This is a genomic window from Pseudonocardia hierapolitana, assembly GCF_007994075.1.
GTDB classification, from domain to species: Bacteria; Actinomycetota; Actinomycetes; order Mycobacteriales; family Pseudonocardiaceae; genus Pseudonocardia; species Pseudonocardia hierapolitana.
On record NZ_VIWU01000001.1, the window covers coordinates 8,328,038 to 8,350,237 of the forward strand.

General features: G+C 74.0%; 21 protein-coding genes. 11 read left to right on the top strand and 10 right to left on the bottom strand.

Translation table 11 applies throughout. The annotated features are described in order from the left end of the window. Positions 1–48 precede the first annotated feature (48 nt). The 3 genes from FHX44_RS39235 to FHX44_RS39245 all read right to left on the bottom strand — a co-directional run bounded on the left by FHX44_RS39235 (position 49) and on the right by FHX44_RS39245 (position 3,603). Entirely contained in the window at positions 49–1,500 is a 1,452-nt protein-coding gene (locus tag FHX44_RS39235) for a hypothetical protein (RefSeq protein ID WP_147261840.1), read from the bottom strand. Between the two features lie 49 nt (positions 1,501–1,549). Next, positions 1,550–2,368, bottom strand: a complete 819-nt coding sequence (locus FHX44_RS39240) for a hemerythrin domain-containing protein (RefSeq protein WP_246170837.1) — start codon at positions 2,366–2,368, stop codon at positions 1,550–1,552. A 173-nt stretch (positions 2,369–2,541) separates the two neighbouring features. Next, a complete protein-coding gene (locus FHX44_RS39245; RefSeq protein ID WP_246170838.1) occupies positions 2,542–3,603 on the bottom strand; it encodes an SDR family oxidoreductase in 1,062 nt (353 codons plus the stop codon). A gap of 101 nt (positions 3,604–3,704) precedes the next feature. On the opposite strand from FHX44_RS39245, the gene FHX44_RS39250 reads away from it, so the two are divergent. Genes FHX44_RS39250 through FHX44_RS39270 form a run of 5 tightly spaced genes read left to right on the top strand, consistent with a single transcriptional unit; the run spans position 3,705 to position 7,531 of the window. Continuing rightward, entirely contained in the window at positions 3,705–4,232 is a 528-nt protein-coding gene (locus tag FHX44_RS39250; protein WP_147260397.1) for a DUF1360 domain-containing protein, read from the top strand. Between the two features lie 4 nt (positions 4,233–4,236). After that, on the top strand, positions 4,237–4,905 hold the full coding sequence (locus FHX44_RS39255; protein ID WP_212612854.1) for a protein-L-isoaspartate(D-aspartate) O-methyltransferase: 669 nt from the start codon (positions 4,237–4,239) through the stop codon (positions 4,903–4,905). Then, the gene (locus FHX44_RS39260; RefSeq protein WP_147260398.1) at positions 4,902–5,492 is read left to right on the top strand and encodes a nucleotidyltransferase family protein; all 591 of its coding nucleotides are present in this window, start codon (positions 4,902–4,904) and stop codon (positions 5,490–5,492) included. Before FHX44_RS39255 ends, FHX44_RS39260 begins: the two co-directional genes overlap by 4 nt. Continuing rightward, positions 5,489–6,211: a metallophosphoesterase family protein gene (locus FHX44_RS39265; RefSeq protein ID WP_281287939.1), complete on the top strand. Its 723-nt coding sequence runs from the start codon at positions 5,489–5,491 to the stop codon at positions 6,209–6,211. Before FHX44_RS39260 ends, FHX44_RS39265 begins: the two co-directional genes overlap by 4 nt. Before the next feature lie 9 nt (positions 6,212–6,220). Continuing rightward, complete coding sequence (locus FHX44_RS39270; protein ID WP_147260399.1) at positions 6,221–7,531, top strand: erythromycin esterase family protein; 1,311 nt, start codon at positions 6,221–6,223, stop codon at positions 7,529–7,531. Positions 7,532–7,553: 22 nt separating this feature from the next. Here the strand turns inward: FHX44_RS39270 and FHX44_RS39275 are convergent, their stop codons facing one another. From FHX44_RS39275 to FHX44_RS39295, 4 genes are read right to left on the bottom strand one after another with little or no spacing between them, the layout of a single operon-like run. Further along, positions 7,554–7,802: a hypothetical protein gene (locus tag FHX44_RS39275; RefSeq protein WP_147260400.1), complete on the bottom strand. Its 249-nt coding sequence runs from the start codon at positions 7,800–7,802 to the stop codon at positions 7,554–7,556. A 23-nt stretch (positions 7,803–7,825) separates the two neighbouring features. Then, complete coding sequence (locus FHX44_RS43645) at positions 7,826–10,009, bottom strand: alpha/beta fold hydrolase (RefSeq protein WP_246170839.1); 2,184 nt, start codon at positions 10,007–10,009, stop codon at positions 7,826–7,828. Next, the gene (locus FHX44_RS39290) at positions 10,006–10,776 is read right to left on the bottom strand and encodes an alpha/beta fold hydrolase (RefSeq protein WP_147260401.1); all 771 of its coding nucleotides are present in this window, start codon (positions 10,774–10,776) and stop codon (positions 10,006–10,008) included. The genes FHX44_RS43645 and FHX44_RS39290 overlap by 4 nt, the downstream gene beginning before the upstream one ends. Before the next feature lie 9 nt (positions 10,777–10,785). Then, a complete protein-coding gene (locus FHX44_RS39295; protein WP_246170840.1) occupies positions 10,786–12,387 on the bottom strand; it encodes a phytoene desaturase family protein in 1,602 nt (533 codons plus the stop codon). A 51-nt stretch (positions 12,388–12,438) separates the two neighbouring features. Between FHX44_RS39295 and FHX44_RS39300 the strand changes: the two genes are divergently transcribed. Genes FHX44_RS39300 through FHX44_RS39315 form a run of 4 tightly spaced genes read left to right on the top strand, consistent with a single transcriptional unit; the run spans position 12,439 to position 17,385 of the window. After that, complete coding sequence (locus FHX44_RS39300) at positions 12,439–13,806, top strand: pyridoxal phosphate-dependent decarboxylase family protein (RefSeq protein WP_147261845.1); 1,368 nt, start codon at positions 12,439–12,441, stop codon at positions 13,804–13,806. 57 nt (positions 13,807–13,863) lie between these two features. Next, positions 13,864–14,841, top strand: coding sequence for an ABC transporter substrate-binding protein (locus tag FHX44_RS39305; RefSeq protein ID WP_212612855.1), 978 nt, complete (start codon positions 13,864–13,866; stop codon positions 14,839–14,841). A gap of 7 nt (positions 14,842–14,848) precedes the next feature. After that, entirely contained in the window at positions 14,849–16,393 is a 1,545-nt protein-coding gene (locus tag FHX44_RS39310) for a sugar ABC transporter ATP-binding protein (protein WP_147260403.1), read from the top strand. Then, on the top strand, positions 16,390–17,385 hold the full coding sequence (locus tag FHX44_RS39315; RefSeq protein ID WP_147260404.1) for an ABC transporter permease subunit: 996 nt from the start codon (positions 16,390–16,392) through the stop codon (positions 17,383–17,385). Before FHX44_RS39310 ends, FHX44_RS39315 begins: the two co-directional genes overlap by 4 nt. Positions 17,386–17,594: 209 nt before the next feature. On the opposite strand, the gene FHX44_RS39320 is transcribed toward FHX44_RS39315, so the two are convergent. Next, entirely contained in the window at positions 17,595–18,968 is a 1,374-nt protein-coding gene (locus tag FHX44_RS39320; protein ID WP_147260405.1) for an alpha/beta hydrolase family protein, read from the bottom strand. A 72-nt stretch (positions 18,969–19,040) separates the two neighbouring features. Here FHX44_RS39320 and FHX44_RS39325 point away from each other — a divergent pair, with 72 nt between their 5' ends. Continuing rightward, entirely contained in the window at positions 19,041–19,613 is a 573-nt protein-coding gene (locus FHX44_RS39325) for an ArsR/SmtB family transcription factor (protein ID WP_147260406.1), read from the top strand. Positions 19,614–19,849: 236 nt separating this feature from the next. Here the strand turns inward: FHX44_RS39325 and FHX44_RS42535 are convergent, their stop codons facing one another. After that, positions 19,850–20,125, bottom strand: coding sequence for a MarR family transcriptional regulator (locus FHX44_RS42535; protein WP_170309227.1), 276 nt, complete (start codon positions 20,123–20,125; stop codon positions 19,850–19,852). 286 nt (positions 20,126–20,411) lie between these two features. Between FHX44_RS42535 and FHX44_RS39335 the strand changes: the two genes are divergently transcribed. Beyond that, on the top strand, positions 20,412–21,431 hold the full coding sequence (locus tag FHX44_RS39335) for an alcohol dehydrogenase (RefSeq protein ID WP_147260408.1): 1,020 nt from the start codon (positions 20,412–20,414) through the stop codon (positions 21,429–21,431). 139 nt (positions 21,432–21,570) lie between these two features. On the opposite strand, the gene FHX44_RS39340 is transcribed toward FHX44_RS39335, so the two are convergent. Further along, positions 21,571–22,146, bottom strand: coding sequence for a VanZ family protein (locus FHX44_RS39340; protein WP_246170841.1), 576 nt, complete (start codon positions 22,144–22,146; stop codon positions 21,571–21,573). Positions 22,147–22,200 lie beyond the last annotated feature (54 nt).

Sequence of the window (22,200 nt, forward strand, 5' to 3'; positions counted from 1 at the left end):
GCTGGATCTCGCGGCGTGCTGCGCCCAATGGTGACCTCGCAAGCTCGGTCACGCGACCTCCTCGACGTCCGGTTCGCCGCCCAGCACGCCTGCCGTCGTGACCAGCAGGTCCGCCCCGCCGAACTCCGGGTCGCGCAGCACCGTGCCGTCGTCGAACGCGAGCAGGAGGCTCGGGTCGCCCTGGTTGCGCGCGGTCCCGACGCTGGAGCCGACCGCGTGCACGACGCGCAGCGCCACCAGCGTGGGCAGCTCGGGGTCGATCTCCCGCGCCTCGGCGAGCAGTTCCGACAGCCGCCGCGCGCCCCGGTCGGGTTCGAGCAGCCGGGTGGCCTGCTTCCAGAGGTGCTCGCCGAAGCGCTCCGCGGTGACCGGCGCGAGGTCGGGCTCCACCACCGGCTCCCCCAGCGGGTCGCGCTCGACGGGCGGGGTCAGCAGCGTCTCCACCAGCCCGGTGAGGCTCGGCACGCTCGGCACCCGCACGCCCGCCCCCGCCCCGAAGAACGCGGCGGCCGGACCGGTGGCGGTGGCGGTGTCCAGGGCCAGGCACGGGCGCAGCAGCTGACCGAACACGTCGATCGCCGCGCGCTTGGGCCGCCCGCTGAACTGCTGGCGGTCCTGCTCCGCGCGGAACGTCGCGCCCGCCTCCTGCAGCCGCGCCTGCAGCTGGGTGTGCCGCTGGATGCAGTCGCTCACGACGTCCACCAGCTCCGCGGCCTGGCGGCGGCGCCCGGGCTCGGTGGCCTCGTCGCGGGCGTCGGCGATGTTCGCGAGGATCGCGGTCTCCGCGCGGTAGCGCGACTCGATGTGGGTGAGTGCCTCGTCGAGCAGCTGCGGCACCGCGGTGAGCCAGTCGACCGAGCGGACGTCGCGGCGGGTGGCGTCGAGCTTCTGGCGCAGCGCCTCCGCGTACTGCACGGTGCGGTAGCGCGCCTGCTCGGCGGCGAGGCGCGCGTCGCCCAGCCGGCCACGGCTGATCAGGTTCTCCAGCTTCACCTCGGCCGCGACCTGCGCCGACTCGACGTCGGTGTCCAGGGCGCCGACCAGCACGTTGATCGCCTCGTCGGAGGCACGCAGGTAGACCTCGCCGTCCGGGGCGGCCACCTCGACGAGCAGCTTGAAATCGAAGCGGCGGCGGACGTAGCGCCCGTCCTCGGTGAAGGTGCCGTAGTCGACCTGGAACCCGCGGTCCAGGCTGCCGACGTTGATCAGGTTCTCGATCACCCACTGCGCGACGCGCTCGTGCTCGCCCGCCGGGGCGTCGGGCACCTGCGCCGCGACGAACGGCCGCAGCCGCTTCACGACCTGCGCCTGGTCGGCCCCGTGGTCGAAGTCCATGGCGAGGGTGACCTGGTCGATGGCCTGCAGGGCGATCTCGGCCATCTGGTAGCGCGTGGCATCGACCCAGTCCAGCCGCGTCTTGCGGGCGTCCAGGTCGTGCAGCGGAGCGGTGCAGGCCAGCGCCTTGAGCCGGCGGGTGACCCCCTCGTCCACCGCCCGCAGAGCGCCCCCGTCCGCAACCACGGAGGGGCACTCTACGGGCGGCCGGACCTCAGTTGCTGCGGTGGGTGAGCCGGTCGCGCAGCCGGTCGACCAGCCCCACGCCCGGGCCGACGAGCTTGTGGAACAGCTCGGCGTGCGGCGCGTTCGGGTGCGGCCTCGTCGGGGCGAGCTTCTTCGCGGCCTCCACCTTTTCGCGCATCTCGACCAGCCGCTCGTGCGGCACCTGCGCGCGCAGCTGCGGGAACTGCTCGGACTCCTCGTCGTGGGCGTGGTGGCGCAGCTGCTCGGTCATCTTGCGCACGAGCCCGTCGAACCGGGGCTCGGTCGCGTCGACGGCCTCCAGCTGCTTCATCGTCTCCTCGAGCTGCTTGTGCTCCTCGATGTCGTGCTGGACCTCCTTGTCCCCTTCCGGCAGGTGCTCGCGCATCGCGGGGTAGACGTACATCTCCTCGGCGATCGCGTGCCGCACGACCTCGGCGATGACGGTGTCGGCGAGGTCGCGCTTCTCGCTGGGGTGGGTGCTCCTGGCGATGCGGTCGAGGAGGTCGAGCGCCTCCCGGTGGTCGGTGGTCAGCGTGTCGATGACGTCGGTGGTGGTCTTCTGAGCCACGACGGGCTCCTTCCTGCCTGTTCGGGAATCCGGGTGGTACCCCGCCTGCCCGGAACCAACCTGGCCGGACCAGATGACGGCGACGTCGGCGAGCACACCCGCGACGACCGCGAGGCATGCCGCACCGAGGATCCCGTGCAGGTGCGCCCGGGCCACCCACAGCGCGGGGACCACCAGCAGCACCGGCATCCACGGCACGGCGAGTGCGGTGGGAAGCCACGTCCGCACCAGTCTGCGCGGCGTGAGCTGTCGGTCCACCGATCGGCGGGTACCCCTGCCAGGAGTCCGCGAGCACGGCCGATTCGACGCTCGATTGGAGGATCGAGGGATGACGACCGCACACCCACATCGGTGCCACCCGCCACGGCGGGCGCTGCGCGGCACCGTCTACACGTGCTGGTGCCGGCGCCGCTGGGTGGCGTACGACAGCGTCACCATCCGCGACGGGAACGTCTGCGCACTGAGCCCCGACTGGCGAACGGTCGGCGGGGCGCCGGAACTCTGAGCGCGGCCGCGCCTGCGCCGGCGGCGAGCGCCAGCCCTCCGACCAGCGCGACGGCACGGTGGCGGGTCAGCCAGGCCTGCGGGCTGTGGGCGTGCGCCTCGTCGTCGAACTCGCCGTGGGCGCCGAGGTCACCGGCGGGAGGCTGCCACGTGTTGGTGCGGGACGACGGCGGGTCGTGCGCCGGATCCTCCTGGCCCGGGACGGCCGTGCGCGCCAGGTAGCGGTCCAGCAGCCAGGGGGCCATCCGGTTCGCGAGGATGGTGGCGACGGTGGACGCGCCGACCCACGTCGAGCGCCGGGGGCGCCGGGCCACCTCGGCGATGGCGCGCGCAGCGACCTCCGGCTGGTACACGGGAGCCACGGGCCGCGGCTGGTGCGCGACACCGCGGTGGAGCACCTCGTCGAACTGGGGTGTGTTGACGCCGGGCAGGTGCACCTCGCACAGCCGCACGGGCGAGCGCCGGTACCGCAGCTCGGTGCGGACGGCCTCGGTGAACCCCACGATGGCGTGCTTCGCCCCGGAGTAGGCGGCCTGCAGGGGCAGGCCGCGGAACGCCAGCGCCGACCCGACCTGGATGATCACGCCCTGCCCGCGGGGGACCATGTGCCGCAACGCGGCCCGCGTGCCGTTGACGAAGCCCAGGTACGTGACCTCGGTGATCCGGCGGAACTCGTCGGGAGCCAGGTCCTCGAAGAACGTGATCGAGCCCGTGAACGCGTTGTTGACCCACACCGCGATCGGCCCGAGCTCGGCCTCGACCCGGCGCGCCGCGCCGTCCACGGCAGCGGCGTCGGCGACGTCGGTGGGCACGGCGAGTCCCCGTCGGCCCTCCTTCTCGACGTCGGCGACCGCCGCGTCCAGGCCGTCGGTTCCCCGCGCGAGCACGGCGACGTCGTAGCCGCGGGCGGCGAACTCCCGCACCGCCGCACGCCCGATTCCCGCCGTACCCCCGGTGACGATCACCACCGGGTGCTCGCCGTCCACCACGGTCGGCCTCCTCCGGTTCGCGCTCACGCTCCTGGGTAGCCCACGGGGCGGCGTCGACACACGGCGAGCCACACCCAGCGACAGGACACGAGCGGGACGACATGAGCCACCAAGGCACGAACGGCCTCGCCGAGGCCACACGGGACGAGGCGGGCGTGTACCGCCACGGTGAGGACCGGCCCCTCGAGGGCTACGTGCTCGTCATGGCGGTCTTCGCCGCGCTCGTCGCCGGAGGGGCGGGCGTCGCGGCGGCAGCGGGGCGCCGGCTGCCGGACGGGATCAGCCCATGGGACCTCCTGCTGATCACCGCGGGCACGCACAAGCTCTCGCGCACCCTCAGCAAGGACGCGGTCACGAGCCCGCTCCGCGTCCCCTTCACGCGCTACGGGAGCACCGGCGGACCGGCCGAGGTCATGGAGGACACCCGCACGGCGAGCGACGTCCGGCACGCGATCGGCGAGCTCGTGACCTGCCCGTTCTGCCTCGACATGTGGATCGCCACGGGATTCGCCTTCGGGTACGTGTTCGCGCCGCGGGTGACCCGCCTCGTCGCCGCGACGTTCACCGCGCTCGCGGGCGCCGACTTCCTGCAGCTGCTGTACGCGAAGGGCCAGCAGGCCGCGCAGTGATCGGGTGAGGCATGACGTCCGCCGCGGCGGGAACCCGGAGAACATGGCCGGGCGCGCCGACCGGGAACGGGCCGCGATGGTGGAACGCCTGCGCAGGCGCGGGATCAGCGACGAGCGCGTGCTGGACGCGATGCGGCAGGTACCCCGGGAGCGGTTCGTCCCCCGGGACGTGGCGGGCGCGGCCTACCAGGACAACCCGCTGCCCATCGGCCTGGGGCAGACGATCTCGGCCCCGTTGATCGTCGCGCTCAGCGCGGCCGCCATGCAGGCCGGGCCCGACGCGCACGTCCTCGAGATCGGCACCGGATCCGGGTACGGCGCCGCGGTCCTCTCCCGGTGCCACCGTTCGGTGGTGACGATCGAGCGCCATCCCGAGCTCGCCGACCGCGCCCGCAGGGCGCTCGAAGCCCTCGGCTACGACAACGTCGAGGTCCGCACCGGCGACGGCGCGCTCGGGGCGCCCGAGCGCGCACCGTTCGACGGGATCGTCGTCACGGCCATGGCGGAGGACGAGCCGCCGCCCGCGCTGCTCGACCAGCTCGCCCAGGACGCCGCGCTGGTCTGCCCGGTCGGCCACCACGGGTCCGGGACGCTCACGCGCTTCCGGGGCGGCCGGGCCGAGGACCTCGGCGCCGTCGCGTTCGTGCCGCTGGTGACCGGCGGTGCGACATGACCGTCTCACCGCCGGGTCACACCGAGCGGGCGGACCAGGAGCTGCGGACCGCCCTGAAGCGCGTCGCCACCACGCTCAAGGCCGCGGGCGTCGCGTTCGCGCTGGCGGGCGGCTACGCCTCATGGGCCCGGGGTGGCCCGGAGCCGATCCACGACGCCGACTTCGTACTCGTGGAGGAGGACGTGCCGCGCGCCCTGCAGGCGCTCTCCGACGCCGGTCTGCGGATCGAGCACCCGCCGGAGGACTGGCTGGAGAAGGTCTACGACGGCGGCGCGCTGGTCGACCTGATCTTCCGGCCCGCCGACCGGCCCGTCACCCGTAAGCAGCTGGAGCTCGCGGACGAGCTGCGCGTCGACTCGGTGCTCATGCCCGTGCAGCCGGCCACCGACATCCTCGCCTCGAAGGTGCTCGCGCTGTCGGAGCACTACTGCGACATGGGGCGGATCTTCCCGCACGCCAGGGCGTTGCGGGAGCAGATCGACTGGCCCGCTCTGCGGCGCGACGTCGAGCACTGGCCGTTCGCGAGGGCGTTCCTCGACCTCTGCGACGACCTCGACATCCCGCCCAAGGAGGAGGTTTCCTGGTGACCATCCGCGTGGCCGCCGTCGGGGACATCCACATCGGCGAGGGCATGCACGGCTGCTACGCCGACGACGTGGCGGCGCTGGAGGGCACCGCCGACGTCCTGCTGCTGGCCGGGGACCTCACCCGCCACGGCACCGTGGCCGAGGCGAAGGTCGTGGCGGGCGAGTTCACCGGCGCGCCGGTGCCGGTCGTCGCCGTGCTCGGCAACCACGACCTGCACTCCGACGAGGGCGACGGGGTCACGGCGGCGCTCACGGACGCCGGGATCACCGTGCTGGAGTGCAGCTCGACGGTGCTGGTCCTCGACGGCGTGCGGCTGGGTGTCGCGGGCACGGTCGGGTTCGGCGGCGGGTTCCCGAGCGGGATGGTGGCCGACTTCGGCGAGCCGGAGATGAAGGCCTTCGCCGCCCGCGGCCGCGCACTCGCCGCCGGGCTCGGGGAGGCGCTGCGGACCCTCGACTGCGACGTGACCGTCGCCCTCACCCATTACGCGCCGGTCCCCGAGACGCTCGAGGGCGAGCCGCGGGAGATCTACCCGTTCCTCGGCAGCCACCTCCTCGCCGACGTCATCGACAGCTGCGGCGTGGCCCTCGCGCTGCACGGCCACGCCCACGCCGGCTTTCCGGACGGCCGGACCCGGGGCGGCGTGCCGGTGCACAACGTCGCCCGCCCGCTGCTGCACCGCCCGTACCGCGTGTTCCCCGTCGAGCCGCCCGACTAGGAGGACCCGATGGACGACCCGGCCGACGTCCGTGCCCTCGCCCGGCCGCTGCGGACCGACGCAGGCCCCGATGCGGCCCTCGACCCGCTGGTCGAGCGGGTGGGCGACGCCCGGCTCGTGCTGATCGGCGAGGCGTCGCACGGCACCCACGAGTTCTACGCGTGGCGCGACCGGCTCACCCGCAGGCTCGTCGCGGACAAGGGCTTCGGCTTCGTCGCCGTCGAGGGCGACTGGCCGGACTGCCGACGCCTGCACCGGTCCGTGACCGGTGGACCCGAGGACGTCGGCGATGCACTGGCCGCGTACGACCGCTGGCCCACCTGGATGTGGGCCAACAGCGCCGTGCGCGACGCCGCCACCTGGCTGCGGGAGCACAACGCCGGCCGGCCCCCGCAGCAGCGGGTCGGCTTCCACGGGCTCGACGTCTACAGCCTGCACCGGTCGATGCGCGAGGTCGTGCGGTGGCTGCGCGAGCACGAGCCCGACCACGCGTCCTCGGCGCTTCAGGCCTACGCCTGCTTCGAGCCCTACGGGCCGGACCCGTTCGCGTACGCCCGCGCGACCCGCTGGGTGCCGGAGAGCTGCGAGGACGCGGTGGTCGAGGTGCTGCGGGCCATGTGCGAGCGGCACGGTGAGGAGGACGGGTCCGCCGGTGACGCGGATCAGCGGTTCGTCGTGGAGCAGAACGCCGCCGTCGTCGCGGGTGCCGAGCGCTACTACCGGGCCGCGGTGCGGGGCGGGCCGTACTCCTGGAACATCCGCGACATGCACATGGCCGACACCCTCGACCGGATCCTCGACCACCAGGGACCTGGTTCGAAGGGAGTCGTGTGGGCGCACAACACCCACATCGGTGACGCCAGGGCCACCGACATGGCCGCCACGGGCATGACCAACCTCGGGCAGCTCGCGCGCGAGCGCCGTGCCGACGACGGGGTGGTGCTGGTCGGCTTCGCCGGGCACCGGGGCGATGTCGTCGCGGCGTCGTCATGGGGCGCGCCCGCCGAGCGCCTGCCGGTGCCGCCCGGACGCGACGGGAGCGTCGAGGACCTCCTGCACCGCGCGCTCGGGGACGAGCCGTCCCTGCTGGTCTTCCCGGAGACCTACGACCAGCCGCGGTGGCTGCGCACGTCGCTGGACCACCGGGCGATCGGCGTGGTCTACCACCCCGCGAAGGAGCGCTGGGGCAACTACGTCCCCTCGACGCTCGGTGACCGGTACGACGCGCTGCTGTGGTTCGGCGAGACCACCGCTCTCGAGCCGCTGCGCCCCGAACCGGCCGAGGACCCGGAGCCGGAGACCGCGCCGACCGGTCAGTGATCAGCGGGACGGGATCACGCGATCACACCGTCGCGTCGACGCGGTCGCGCAGGCCTGCGCCGGAGACCGCGGAGTTCGCGCAGTGGGCGCAGCAGAAGAACCGGCCGGCCGCCTGCACGCCGTGGCCGACGATCTTGCACCCGCAGTGCTCGCACACCGGTGCCATGGCGTGGATCGCGCACTCGAAGCTGTCGAACACGTGGACCGCGCCCTGCGCCCGCACCTCGAACGCCATGTCGTAGTCGTTCCCGCACACCTCACACGTAGCCATGGGCCGGGGGTACCCGGTTCGCCTCACCCGTCCCACGACACCGCGTCGTCGGGCCGCTCGGCCAGGAAGAGGTCGAGCTCCTCGAGCGTGAGCGGCGCGGGTGGCGTGGCGCGGGGCTTCCCGGCGAGCGTGCGGTGGAACCGGCCGAAGCTGCTGAAATCCCGCGGGTGCAGGCGGGGGTCGACCCCGAGGAACGCACCGTGCCTTCCGGCCCGACCGATCAGCTCGCGCCAGCGCTCGATCGGCGCCACCCCGACGCCGTCGGTGCCGTGCTGGAACAGCGTCAGCAGGATCTCCTCGTAGGGCTGCGCTCCTGGGCCGTTCTGGGTCCCGTCGAGGTAGCGCTCGAGTGCGGCTGCCGACGGCTCGACGGGGAACTCCGACCAGTACGGCACCAGGCCGGTCGCGAGGACGAGGTGGGGATCGAGCAGCACGAACGACTCGACGAGCAGCCGCTCCGCCTGCCGGCCGCGGCGCCGGTACCACCAGCGGTACAGGTCGGCGACCAGCGGGCTGAGAGCGGCCGGTTCGCCGAACGTGACGCGGCGCAGCCGCCACCCCCGCTCCCGCGCGATCTCGCTCAGGTCGTCCCACAGGGCCGGGTCGAACCCCCACTCCGCCTCCGGGGCGTCGCCGTCCACCGGAGGCGGGTCCCAGCGGCGGCACGCCGAGCCGTAGCGCCGGAGGTAGTCGGCGACGCGGGGACTGCCGGTGCGGAACTCCTCGGCCGGCATGCCGCCCAGCGCGCCGAACTGGAACACGTGCCGGTCGCCGAGCGGGGTGACCGGCCAGCGCAGGCGGCAGTCCGCGACCAGCAGCGTCGCGCCGCGGGGCAGGGTGTCGGCGAGGAAGCCCGTGAAGGCGGCACCGAGGCGGCGGCGCTTGAGGCGGAAGTAGGTCATCCGCGCCAGTGACAACCGGTCCTGGTTGGGATCGTGCATGTGGTGCAGCGCGACCTCGGGGTTGGCGTCCAGCAGCAACCGGCCGGGCCCGGCGCCCGCGGCGAGGCCGTGGCGGGGATCGTCCGGGTCGACCTGCGGCTGGGCCACGGGGAGCAGGAACGTCTGGGGCAGGAACGGGACACCGAGCGCGGCCGCCAGGTGGGCGAGCGCCCCGCTGGACGACCCGACGATCGCCGCCGGGTACTCGCGCCGCGGGTACTGCGCCACCATCCACCGCGCCAGCAGCTCCGCGCTCACCGCGTGCAGCTCGCCGGGCGGCGCGGCCTCGCTGCCGCTGCCGATGCGGTACACCTGCTCGCGCAGGCGGTCGGGCAGCAGGTCGACGGCCGGCAGGACCCGCTCCACCAGCGGGGCCACCGGCCGCGGGAAGGCGCCCAGGGCCGGCAGGTCCCGCCCGTGCAGGGCCGCGGCACTCCCCCGCAGGATCGCCGTCGCCGAGTCGAACTGGGCGATGCTCGCGGTCGCAGGCCGCGCGGTCGGCGCGTCGGGTCCAGGGGGCGGGCCGCCGAGGAACGGCCGGATAGCGGACGTCAGCGGGCCCGCCGCGGAGTAGTTCAGGGCGTGTCCGTGCCCGGGCACCACGGCGAGCCTGCCGTCCGGCAGTGCCGCGGTCACCTCCTCCGCCCACCGCTGCGGCACGACGCGATCCCGGCCACCGCGGACGACGAGCACGGGGCGGGTGATCGCGGGCAGGTCGCCCTCGATCCGGTGGGCGAACGCGTGCCGCACGGTGCGGACCACCCGCCGCGGCCCGCAGGCGGCGTAGTCCCGAGCCATGACCGCGGCCAGCCCGGGGCGTTCGCGGACCCCGGTGCGCACCAGCCGCACGACCTGCGCCGGCAGGTTGCGCCCCCGCCGGTCGAACGTCGGGCCGATGAGCACGGCACGCTCCAGCGCCTGCGGTGATCGGGCCATCGCCGAGGCCGCCACCTGGCAGCCGATCGAGTTCGCGACGAGTGCCTGGGCGACGAGCCCTGCGGCGTCGACCCAGGCCAGCAGCGCGTCGGCCAGCCCGGGCACGTCGAGCACCTCGGCCGGAGGCTCGCTCCGGCCGAAGCCGGGCAGGTCGACGGCGTGCACCCGGAACTGCGGCGCCAGCTCCCGGGCGAGCGGGAGCATGTAACGGCTGGACACGCCCAGGCCGTGCAGCAACACCACCGCAGGCGCGTCCACCCGGCCCCCGACGCGGGCGTGCATGCGCCGCCCGTCCACCTGCGTCCAGGTGCTGGAGAACCGCTCCGTCATGACGCGCCGAGCGCCAGCTGCCGCACCGGCGCGCTCCACGAGCCCGGGTCCGCCCAGAGGAAGGTGTGCGCCCCGGGCACCTCCTGGTACCGGCCCGACGGCGCGGCCGCGGCGAGACCGCGGGCCCACTCGCGCGTGCTCAGCCGGTCGTCGGCGCCACGCAGCACGAGCACCGGGACGGTCAGCGCGGGGACGGACTCCTCGATGCGGTCCCGCAGGTGCACCCGCACCAGGTGCAGCAGCCCGCGCACACCCGCCCGCCGCCACTCGGGCAGGTGCGACTCGGTCAGGCCGGGTGGCTCGTGCCGCCCGTCGAGCCGCCAGCGCAGGAGCATGCGCGGCAACGGCCGCGCGATCGGGGCGACGGTGGGACTGGCCAGTACCACCGCGGCCACGCGCGACCCCGCCTGCACCGCGGCCCGGGCGGCGACCTGCGTCCCGCTCGAGTGCCCTGCCAGTACCACCGGCCCGAGTTGCGCGGCGTCGAGCCACTCGACCACCGCCGCGGCGTACCCGGGCACGTCGAGCTTGCGCGTCGCCTGCCCGCTCCCGGCGAACCCCGGCAGCTCGACGAGGTGCGCCCGCGTCCACCTGCCCAGCTCCGCGACCGCGGGCATCAGGTAGTCGGCCACGGCCATCCCCTGCACCAGCACCACCTCGGGCACACCCGGTCCGGGCTCCCCCACGGAGCGGCTGCGGATCCGGCCCGCCGATGTGTCCCGGTGGCGCTCCAGCGCATCCGGCAGGGGCGGGCCGTCCTCCGTCATGGATCTCGACTACCCCGGCCGGGCGGCGATCATCCGGCGCAGCCGCTCGGGCATCGTCGGCGTGAGCAGGCGACGGGCGACGAGGTGGCCGGACGCTCCGCCCAGGCCGGGACCCGGGTGCGTCGACGCGCCGATGTGCCACAGCCGCGGCACCGGCGTCGCGTGGTCGGCACGCCAGAGGAAGTTCTGGTCCAGCTCGGCCGAGCCGGCGTAGGGGTCCCCTGCGATCGCGTTCGGGTTGTACGCGGCGAGGTCGGCGGGGGTGATCACGTCCGTCCCGACCACCAGGTCGCGCAGCCCCGGTGCGTGCGCCGCGACCCGGTCGAGCACGCGGTCGGCGTACCCGCGGGCGAGGCCGGCGTCCCATCCGCCCGCGACGTCCAGCTCGCCTGCCGCGTCGCCGACCGGGGCGAACGGCACCTCCTGCAGCTGCAGCCAGAGCGCGGCCGTCCCGGGAGGCACTCGCGAGGGGTCGAGGACGTGCTGCTGGCCGACCACCACCGTCGGGCGCCGCGGCAGCAGGCCCGCCTCGGCCTCGGCGCAGGCGATCGCCGTGGACGCCGACCCGTCCGACAGGTGCACGAGCGGCACCGCGGCCAGCGCCGGGTGGCGCCACGGCACGGGCCCGGACAGCGCGACGTGCACCTGCATCGCCGCCCGCCCCGGGCGATAGCGCGCCGCCTCCCCGGCCACCGCGGCCGGCACCGCACCGGGCGGCAGCAGCTGCCCGTACAGCGCGGCCGGCGTCACCGACGCGAGCACCGCCCGCTGGGCGGCGATGCCCCAGCCGTCGCCCGCGACCCCGGTGGCCGCCCCGTCCTGCAGCACCACGCGGTCGACCCGCCGGCCGGTGTGCACGGTGACGCCCCGCTCGGCGAGCAGCCGCTCCCACGCGGCCACGAAGTTCCCCGCGCCGCCGACCACGACGGGCAGGCCCGCGGCGTGCAGGGTGGCGGCGAAGACCGGCACCATCAGCCCGCCGGACGCGCTGTCGGGGGCCAGGCCCGCGTGCAGCAGCCACGGCGCCCAGAGCCGGTCGACCTCGGGGCCCCGGAAGTGCGTGCGCAGCCACGCCCGCCCGCTCGTCGCGACCTCCCGCGCGTAGGCCGCCAACTCGGTGCGCCCGCCGGCCCGGGCGAGCCCCCAGAGCGGGCCGAGCACGCCGGGCGAGCGCAGCTCGCTGCCCAGGAGCCCGCCGATGTGTGCGGCGTGCGCCCCGAACCGCTGGATCGCGGCGCGGTAGGCGTCCCGGTCGGCGGGGTCGGCGAAGCCCGCCACGGTCTGCTCGACGTCCCGGTGCGCGATCGTCACGTCCCCGGCGTCGGACACCGACGCCGCGACCGGACCGTCGGCGTTGGCGTACTCCAGGCCGTGCCGGTGCAGGTCGGCCCCCAGCTCCGCGTAGACGGGACCGGTGACGAAGAGCGGGTGCCACGAGGAGTAGGTGTCGTGGCGGTAGCCCGGCACCGTGCGCTCCTCGCCCGCGACGAACCCGCCGATCCGCTCGTGCTGGTCGACCAGGGCCACCGACCATCCCGCTCCCGCGAGATGCGCGGCGGCGGCCATGCCGTTGATCCCGGCCCCGACGACGACGGCATCGACGTGATCCACGTCGCCCAACCTAGGGGACGGGCACGCCGTTCGTACGATCCGGCGATGGACATGAGATCGCTTCTGCAGCATGTCGCGGAGGTCGCCGCGGACTACCGGGCGTCCCTCCCCGACCGGCCGGTGCAGGCGCCGACCGCCCCGGACACGCTGCTGGAGCGGTTCGGCGGGCCCCTGCCCCGCACCGGCACGCCACCTGCGCAGGTCGTGGACGACCTCGTCGCGGCGGCCGAGGGCGGGCTGATGAGCACCGCGGGCCCGCGCTACTTCGGTTTCGTCGTCGGCGGCGCGCTCGCCGCCGCCACGGCCGCGGACGTGCTCGCCGTGGGGTGGGACCAGGCCGCCTTCAACAACGCGCTCTCCCCCGCGGCGGTGGCGGCCGAGCGGGCCGCGAGCGGCTGGCTGCTCGAGCTGCTCGGCCTGCCGGCCACAGCCACCGTCGGGTTCGTCACCGGAGCACAGGCCGGCAACACCGTGGGGCTGGCCGCAGGCCGCCACCAGGTGCTGCGCGCCGCCGGGTGGGACGTCGAGCGCGATGGCCTCCAGGGCGCCCCGCGGGTGCGGGTCGTCGCCGGCGATGAGCGCCACGCCACGATCGACCGGTCGGCGCGCCTGCTCGGCCTCGGCACCGCCGCGATCGAGCCGGTGGCCGCCGACCGGAACGGCGCGATCGACGTCGCCGAACTGCGCCGCGTCCTCGCCGCAGGACACGGCGCGCCGACGGTCCTGTGCCTGCAGGCCGGCAACGTCAACACCGGCGCCTGCGACGACCTGCGCGCCGCCATCGCGCTGGGCCGCGAGCACGGCGCCTGGGTGCACGTCGACGGCGCGTTCGGGCTGTGGGCGGCCGCCGCGCCCGGCCGCGCCCACCTCGTCGAGGGCGTCGAGCTGGCCGATTCGTGGGCCTGCGACGGGCACAAGTGGCTCAACGTCCCCTACGACTGCGGCTTCGCGATCTGCGCCCACCCGGAGGTGCACGTCGCCGCGATGAACTACACCGCGAGCTACCTCACCGGCTCGGGTGGTCCGGTGCCGATGCCGGGTGACCTCGTCCTCGAGTCGTCCCGCCGCGCGCGCGGCTTCGCCGTCTGGGCCGCGCTGCGCGAGCTGGGCGCCGACGGGATGGCGGAGCTCGTGGAGCGGTGCTGCCGCCTGGCCGCCCGCTTCGCCGAGGGGCTCGCGGCCCACGGGCTGGAGATCGCGAACGACGTCGTGCTCAACCAGGTCCTCGTCGGGTTCGGCGACGACACCCGCACCGACGCGGTGATCGCCGCCGTCCAGCGCGACGGGACCTGCTGGATGGGGGGCACCACCTGGCGCGGCCGCCGCTACATGCGCATCGCCGTCTCCAATGCGATGACCACCGAGGACGACGTGGACCGCTCGGTCGCCGCCGTGCTCCGGGCCGTCGATGTTGTCTGATGTGTGCGTTAACATCTGCGCGCCGCGATGGCGTGATCAGGAGCGAGGTGGCGAGCGATGGCGCTTGGGTTGATCCGACGGGGCCGTGCCCGGCTGGTGGCCGGCGGGATGGTGCTGGCGTGCGCGCTGGCCGCCGGGTGCAGTGAGGGCGACCCGGTCAGCACCGAGCGGGGCGGGGCAGGCGCGCAGGTCAAGACGATCGGGCTGATGGTCCAGGACCTGTCCAACCCGTTCTTCCAGTCGATGGCCAACGGTGTGAAGGCCGGCGCGGAGAAGATCGGCGCCACCGTCAACGTGCAGGACGGGCGGCAGGACCTCGGCGCCCAGAACGAGCAGATCGACGCGTTCATCCAGCAGCAGATCGACGTGTTGCTGATCAACGCGGTCGACTCCGACGGCATCGGGCCCGCCGTCGAGCGCGCCAAGGAGGCCGGGATCAAGGTGGTTGCCATCGACGTCGCGGCGCGCGGCGCCGAGGCGCAGGTCACACTCGACAACACCGCGGCAGGCAACCTGGCGTGCACCTACCTGGCCGACCAGATCGGCGGTGCGGGCAACATCCTGCTGATCAACGGCACCCCGATCTCCTCGGTGCAGGACCGCGTCACCGGGTGCAAGCAGGCGCTGCAGAACTACCCGCAGATCACGATCGTCGCGGAGCAGAACGGCGACAACGGGCGCGCCGAGGCGCTGACCATCGCCACCGACATGCTCACCGCCCACCCCGACGTGAAGGGGATCTTCGGGATCAACGACCCCACCGCGCTGGGCGCCACGCTGGCCGCGCAGCAGGCCGGGATCGGCGGCCTGGTGATCGTCGGCGTCGACGCGTCCCCCGAGGCCGTCGCGGAACTGCAGAAGCCCGACTCGATGTTCGAGGCCACCGCGGCGCAGGACCCCAACACCCAGGGTGCGATCGCGCTGGAGATGGCCCAGAAGCTCTTCGCGGGCGAGCAGCTGGAGCAGCAGTCGGTGTTGGTGCCCACCGAGATGATCACCCGCGAGAACCTGGCGCAGTACAAGGGCTGGCAGTAGATCCCCGATGAGATCCGCGGGGCCCGCTCTCCTCACCATGGAGGGCATCACCAAGTCGTTCGGTGGTGCCCCCGCCCTGCGGGGCGTCGACTTCGACCTGCGCGCCGGCGAGGTCCACGCCCTCATGGGGGAGAACGGCGCGGGCAAGTCGACGCTGATGAAGGTGCTCGCCGGCGTCCATGCCCCGGACGCCGGCACGATCCGCATCGACGGCGAGCAGGTCACCGTCTCGTCCCCGATCGAGGCGGCGGCACTGGGCATCGCGATCATCCACCAGGAGCTCAACACCGTCCCCGACATGACGGTCGCGGAGAACCTGGCGCTCGGGGCCGAGCCGCGCACCCGCTGGGGCGGCCTCGACCGCAGGCGGGTGCTGCGCGACGCCGAGGAGAAGCTGGCCCGGGTCCGCGCCGACGTCGACCCGCGGCTGCCGATGCGCCGCCTGTCCGTGGGCCGCCAGCAGATGGTCGAGATCGCCCGCGCCCTCGCCGAGGACGCCCGGATCCTGGTGCTCGACGAGCCCACCGCGGCGCTGTCCGACCGGGAGGCCCGCCAGCTCTTCGCGCTGATCGACGAGATGCGCGCCGCCGGGATGGGGCTGGTCTACATCAGCCACCGGATGGAGGAGGTCTGGCAGCTCGCCGATCGCGTCACCGTGTTCCGCGACGGCCGCTCGGTGGGCACCAGCGAGAAGGCCGAGATCACCCCGGAGCGGGTGGTCACCCAGATGATCGGGCGCAACGTGGAGGAGCTCTACGTCCACGACGACCGTGCGCCCGGCGATGTCGTCCTCCGGGTCCGGGGCCTCACCGACGGCGCCGGGATCGGGCCGGTGGACCTGGAGCTGCGCGCAGGCGAGGTCGTCGGGATGGTCGGCCTCATCGGCGCCGGCCGCACCGAGATCGCCCGGATGATCTACGGCGCCGACCGCGCCAGGGGCGGCACCGTCGAGCTCGACGGCAAGCCGCTCGACAACCGCTCCCCCGCCACCAGCATCCGCGACGGCATCGGGCTGCTCCCCGAGAGCCGCAAGGAGCAGGCGCTCTTCCCGCAGATGTCGATCCGCGACAACCTGGTGGCCGCGGCGCTCGGCACGCTGTCCCGGCTCGGCGTGCTGCGTCGGGGCGCCATCGGCGAGGTGGCCCGGCGGCAGATGGACACCCTGCGCATCCGCACCGCGGCCTCGCAGGACGCGGGCCACCTGTCCGGCGGCAACCAGCAGAAGGTGGTGCTCGGCCGCTGGCTCACCGTCGGCCCCCGGGTGCTGGTTCTCGACGAACCCACCCGCGGTGTGGACATCGGCGCCAAGTACGAGATCTACCGGATCATCAACGAGCAGGTCCGCCGCGGCGTCGCCGTGCTCGTGGTCTCCTCCGACCTGCCCGAGGCGCTGGGCATCAGCGACCGGGTGCTGGTGGTGCGCGGCGGGCGGATCGTCGCCGAGCTCGACCGGTCCGAGGCCACCGAGGAGGCCGTCATGCTGCACGCCACCGGGGTGGCCGGCTCCGGCACAGCGGTGGGCAGCGAGCAGAACGGAGGCACCCACGCATGACCCGCACCGCCCCGGCGGACAGCTCCGCCCTCGAGAAGGCCGAGCGCCCGCGGCGCAGCTTCGGCCAGGTGTGGGACCGCTACGGCATCCTCATCGTGCTGCTGGCGATGGTCGCCCTGATGGCGGTGATCGCGCCCAACTTCTGGAGCCTCAGCAACGGCTTCAACGTCGCCCGTGCCGTCTCGATCAACGCCGTGCTGGCCGCCGGCATGACGCTCGTCATCCTCACCGGCGGCATCGACCTGTCGGTCGGGTCCGTCATCGGCGTGGCCGGTGTGACGTCCGTGCTGCTGTGGAACGGCGGCGCCCCCGCCCTCGTCGCCGTGCTGGGCGGGATCCTCGTCGGCGCGGCGGCCGGGCTGCTCAACGGCCTGCTCGTGGCCTACCTCGCGCTGCCCGCCTTCATCGTCACGCTCGGGGCGCTCACCTACCTGCGCGGCACCGCATACGCGCTCACCGACGGCCAGCCGCTCATCGCCAAGGGCGATCTGGGCTTCCGCCTGCTCGGCAACGGCAACATCGCCGCGATCCCCTCGCCCGTGGTGGTCATGGTGATCACCTACCTCGCCGTGTGGTTCGTCCTCGAACGCACCACGTTCGGCCGGCACATCTACGCCGTCGGCGGCAACGTCGAGGCGGCCCGCCTGGCCGGCATCAAGGTGAAGCGGGTGCTGCTGAAGGTGTACCTGCTCGCCGGGCTCACGGCCGGGCTCGCCGGCGTCATGTTCGCCGCCCGCGTCGAGTCCGGTCAGCCGCGCGCGGGCGAGGGCTACGAGCTCGACGCGATCGCCGCGGTCGTCCTCGGCGGCACCTCGCTCTTCGGTGGCCGCGGCCGGATCCACGGCACGTTCGTCGGCGCGCTCATCATCGGCGTCCTCAGCAACGGCCTGGTGCTCATGAACGTGCCGTTCTTCACCCAGCTGATCATCAAGGGCGCCGTCATCATCGTCGCCGTCGGGCTGGACAGCCTGAAGAACTGGCGGTCCGGCTAGTCCTGCTGCATTCCCTGATCATGGTGGCGGCCCCGCAGCGGCACCCGGCGCGTTCCGCGGAACGCCCGTGATCAGCGGTTCGGTGCGATGGCGGCCGGATCCGGCCGTTGTCGCACCGACCTGCTGATCATGGGGCGGCAATCCGGAGGCCGGCGGTGGGAAGTCCTTCTGCCCGGACAAAGGCGAGCAGGCGCGGCCGCCGCGAGGAGCTACGGCAGCAGCAGCCCCCAGTACGCGGCCCAGGGGACGAACACCGCACCCGCCGACAGCAGCAGCACCGTCCGTGGCCCGCCCGCACCGCGGCGCCAGGTCCGCACGCCGAGCACGACCGCGGCACCGGCCGCGACGACGGCCAGCGCCTGGAGCGCGAGCCATGGCAGCGGTCGGCCGGCGATCATCGGGCCGGGATCGAACTGCCCGCCCCGGCTCGTCAGCACGAGTCCGAGGTAGACCAGGCAGCCCGCCACGGCGGTGAGGCCCGCTCCGGCCAGCACGCGGGCCGACCGCGGCGCCGGCACCCGGGAGCGCCCGCGCATCCGACGGCAGGCCGCCGTGAAGCCGAGCCCGGTGAAGCCGGCCAGCATCAGGGCGAGGGCGCCTGCCTGCACCCACACCGACTCGTACCAGGCCAGAGGCGGCACGTCCGCGGTCGGCCGCGACTGCTCCCCCGCGCCCTCCACGGACGTCGACGGGGCCCGGCCGGCGGCGACGTCGGAGACCCACGCGCCCACGAGGTCGACGTAGCCGGGTGCGAACTCCGCGCCCCGGTCGTACCCGGTCGCGCTGGCGCGCAGGGTGTGTTCCGCGCGGTCGAACGTGCGCAGCGTGTACTGCCGGTGGCCGGCCTGATCGAGGAACTCCCGGTAGGCGGCAACGCTCTCGACGGGCGGGGTCGCCCGGTCCAGCGCACCCCAGATGCCGAGCACCGGCAGCGTGAGCGCGCGTAGCGGCGGAGCGGGGTCGTGATACGGCTCCGGGAACACGCCGCCGCCTGCGATCAGCCGGTAGAGCGTGCGCGAGCCTGCGTCGACCAGTGAGCCGCGCACCCCGGCGTGCTCCAGCTCGGCCGCGTCGGCCCAGGCCTGCTGCCGCAGCGGCGCGACACCGTTCGCACCCACCACCACGAGGAACGCCGTGTGCGGGTCGCGGGCGGCGGCGAGCGGAGCGACCCAGCCGCCCTCGCTGAGCCCCCATATCCCGACCTTCCCCGGATCGACCTCCGCCCGGCCCCGCAGCACCGCGGCAGCGGCGACCGCGTCGTCGGCGAGCTGGGAGTACGAGCGCTGCGTGAACGAGTAGCCCATGGTGCGCTTGTCGTAGGTGAGCGTGACGATGCCCGCTCGCGCGAAGGCCTCCGCCTCCGCGCGGAGGTGCTCCCGGGTGCGGGGCCCGGACCCGTGCACCAGCACCATGCCGGGCAGGCCGGGCCGTGCACCAGCCGGGACGTGCAGCGTTGCCGCAAGGGTCAGCCCGTCGGCGGTCGTGACGGAGAGCTGCGAATCCTGGACGTCGGCGGCGGTCGGCGGCGGTTGACCGGGCAGCACCGCGATGGTGGCGGCGATGACGGCGGCGAGAACGTCCATGAGTGGCCCCCCTTTACAGAGGAATCGTTGCATAGAAAGTTGTGCAAAGGGAACCCTGCTAGTTTCCGCGGTGTGGCAGACCAGGGAGAACCCCGAGAGCTCACCGATCCGGCGACCCTGAAGGCACTGGCCCACCCGCTGCGGCGGCGGATCCTGCGCCACCTGGACTCGAAGGGACCGGCGACCTCGACCTCGCTGGCCCGGGCGCTCGGGCAGAACACCGGCGCCACCAGCTACCACCTGCGCCGGCTCGCCGAACACGGCTTCGTGGAGGACGCGCCGGAGCAGGGCCAGGGCCGTGAGCGCTGGTGGCGGGCGCGGCGCCAGGACATCCGGTTCCCACCGCGCAGCACGATGAGCGCCGACATGCGGGCGACGTTCGACGAGTTCGCCCGCCACGGCGTCGCCGAGGACATCGAGGCGTTCGCCCGGTTCCAGCGGCAGCGCGATGCGATGGGCGAGTGGGGCGACGGACTGCTGTTCTCGCGGGGAGTGCTGCACCTCACCAAGGACGAGCTGCTGCGGTTCTGGACGGACTACATGGAGCTCCTCCGGCGCTACGCCGCCGCCACCGACCCGCCGACGGAAGGAGCGCGCCGCCTCCTCGTCCGGTTCGTCGCCTTCCCCGACGTGGACGGCGAGTAGCAGCTCGACACAACCGATCGTCACCGTCGCGGGTCTGACGGTGCGTGCGGAGACCGGTGATCCTCGTCCTTCTCGTCCTGGTCATCATGCCGACGGCGGCGGGAGCCGGCCGCAACCGGATGACCGGAGCCACCGCTCAGGATGCCGTTGCGCTGCCGCTCATCGCGTCGTCGCCGCCGCTGGTGTCGGCCGCGGGGTCGAGGCGGGCCCAGACGTCGACGAGGCAACGGAGCTGGTCATCGTCGAGCCGGCTGAAGAAGAGCTCTCGCAGATCGCTGTGGTGCCGGCGCCGTGCCTTGCATGAGCGCCCGTCCCTCGCTGGTCAGGATCGCATCGAAGCTACGGGCATCGACGGGCGACCGCCGCCGCTCGATGAGCCCGCGGCTCACGAGTCGGTCGGCGAGACGGGTGAAACCACCGGTGGACATCAGGCGGCGCCGGGCGAGATCCGACATCCGCATGCCCTTCGGGTCGGCGGCGTAGAGCAGGGCCAACACGCTGTACTCGGCCATGCTCACGTTCAGGGGCGCGAGGCCCGCCGCCAGCGCACGCCAGAGCCGATCGTGGGTGAACAGGAACCCGCTCCACGCTTCCTGTCGAGGTCTCGCAGACCGCCGGTCGCCATGGCGGCACGGTAGCCAGATCGCACCGCCCGCAACCCGACCGGCCGACGGCGGAAGGGGGGTGTGCCGTACCCAGGCACGGCCGGGCCGGTTATCGCGGCCACCGGCCCTCGTTCCGGCGGTTGACTCGAGTGCACACCACAACGAGACACCGACGTGAAAAGCGAGGCGCGCGATGCCCACGTACCGATCCGCCCAGGTCAACGAGCCCGGCGGCCCGTTCCACATCGTCGAGCGGGATTTCCCCGAACCCGGCCGCGGCCAGGTCCGCATCACCGTCGAGGCCTGCGGCGTGTGCCGCTCCGACGCGGCCTTCGTCGGCGCGGCCTTCCCGAACGTGCCGTTCCCCCTGGTCACCGGACACGAGATCGCCGGGCGCGTCGCCGCCGTCGGCGACGACGTCGAGGGCTGGGAGCCCGGCGAGCGGGTGGCGGTCGGCTGGTTCGGCGGCCACTGCGGGACCTGCGTGGCCTGCCGCGACGGCGACTTCATCCACTGCGAGCGGCTCCAGGTGCCGGGCTGGGCCTACCCCGGCGGCTACGCCGAGGCCGCCGTCGTGCCCGTCAACGCACTGGCCCGCATCCCCGACCGGCTGAGCGCGACGGAGGCTGCCCCGATGGGCTGCGCAGGCGTGACCACCTTCAACGCCCTGCGCCGCAGCACGGCCCGCCCCGGCGACCTCGTCGCGGTGCTCGGCCTGGGTGGACTCGGACACCTCGGCGTGCAGTTCGCGAACAAGCTCGGGTTCGAGACCGTCGCCATCGCCCGCGGGTCCGACAAGGCCGAGGCGGCCGAGAAGCTCGGCGCCCACCACTACGTCGACGGCTCCGCAGGCGACGTCGCCGAGCGACTGCAGGCGCTCGGCGGTGCCAAGGTCGTACTGGCCACCGCGGGCAGTTCCGCCGCCATGAGCGCCACCGTCGACGGCCTGCGCCGCTCCGGGGAACTCATCGTCGTCGGCGCCGATCCGGAGCCGATCCAGGTCAGCCCCTTCCAGCTCATCGCGACCAGCAGGACGGTCCACGGCCACCCCTCCGGCACCGCCCGCGACGTCGAGGAGACGCTGCGTTTCGCCGCCCTCACCGGCATCCGACCGATCACCGAGACCCGCCCGCTGGACGAGGTCGGCACGGCCTACGACCGCATGCTCACCGGCGAGGCCCGCTACCGGATGATCCTCACCACCGGACAGTGACGAGCGACGCCGACACCGTGATCCGATCTCTCACATCGTAGGGATATCTGCCTGCGCAGACAGGTTGCTGCAGCGGTGTTGCTCAACCCCCGCGTCCACGGGCGCATCGAGGTGGGGCTCACCGACGTGGTGGATCTCCTCACGGTCCGGGCAACCGGTGTGCGAGCAACACCGGACGCGTGAGGGCCGCTGTCCGCCACCAGCGGCGCGACGCCAGCGCGGCCAGTCCGGCGCCTGCGGCGTTGAGCAGCACATCGTCCACGGAGGACACCCGGTCCAGCTGCAGGACGTACTGCGCGGTCTCGACCAGCGCGGAGCAGGACGCCGCGAGCGCCAGGATCCGCGGTGCCGAGGCCAGCGCCGCGAACCGCAGCGGGACGAAGAAGCCCAGCGCCGCGAACACCAGCAGGTTCCCGACGACCTGGCTGGTCGACATCGTGAGCAGGTCCAGCAGCGGCACCGGGCTCACCCGACCGGGAACCTCGCCGGCCCGGCTGCCCGGCAGCATGGTCATCCACACCCACGGCACCGTCCCGTAGACCATGCCGACCTCGGCCAGGGAGCTGCGCCACGCCCACGCCGGCGCGGTGCCCGTGACGATCCGGCGGCGTGCGAGAGCCCACACGGCCAGGGCGGCCAACGGCAGTACGGCCACCGTCGACAGAGCGACGCCGGTGAACGTGCCGAACCAGTGGTGCCACCCCTCGAGGATCACGCTGTCTCCGCTTCCGTCCGGCCGCGAAGTCCATCCGCAGCTCGGACGATCTGT

Coding starts and splice junctions, on each gene's coding strand:
- FHX44_RS39305 (WP_212612855.1), top strand. CDS start 13,864: ATGGCGCTTGGGTTGATCCGACGGGGCCGTGCCCGGCTGGTGGCCGGC.
- FHX44_RS39250 (WP_147260397.1), top strand. CDS start 3,705: ATGAGCCACCAAGGCACGAACGGCCTCGCCGAGGCCACACGGGACGAG.
- FHX44_RS39275 (WP_147260400.1), bottom strand. CDS start 7,802: ATGGCTACGTGTGAGGTGTGCGGGAACGACTACGACATGGCGTTCGAG.
- FHX44_RS39335 (WP_147260408.1), top strand. CDS start 20,412: ATGCCCACGTACCGATCCGCCCAGGTCAACGAGCCCGGCGGCCCGTTC.
- FHX44_RS39260 (WP_147260398.1), top strand. CDS start 4,902: ATGACCGTCTCACCGCCGGGTCACACCGAGCGGGCGGACCAGGAGCTG.
- FHX44_RS39315 (WP_147260404.1), top strand. CDS start 16,390: ATGACCCGCACCGCCCCGGCGGACAGCTCCGCCCTCGAGAAGGCCGAG.
- FHX44_RS42535 (WP_170309227.1), bottom strand. CDS start 20,125: ATGGCCGAGTACAGCGTGTTGGCCCTGCTCTACGCCGCCGACCCGAAG.
- FHX44_RS39300 (WP_147261845.1), top strand. CDS start 12,439: ATGAGATCGCTTCTGCAGCATGTCGCGGAGGTCGCCGCGGACTACCGG.
- FHX44_RS39310 (WP_147260403.1), top strand. CDS start 14,849: ATGAGATCCGCGGGGCCCGCTCTCCTCACCATGGAGGGCATCACCAAG.
- FHX44_RS39320 (WP_147260405.1), bottom strand. CDS start 18,968: ATGGACGTTCTCGCCGCCGTCATCGCCGCCACCATCGCGGTGCTGCCC.
- FHX44_RS43645 (WP_246170839.1), bottom strand. CDS start 10,009: ATGACGGAGCGGTTCTCCAGCACCTGGACGCAGGTGGACGGGCGGCGC.
- FHX44_RS39290 (WP_147260401.1), bottom strand. CDS start 10,776: ATGACGGAGGACGGCCCGCCCCTGCCGGATGCGCTGGAGCGCCACCGG.
- FHX44_RS39270 (WP_147260399.1), top strand. CDS start 6,221: ATGGACGACCCGGCCGACGTCCGTGCCCTCGCCCGGCCGCTGCGGACC.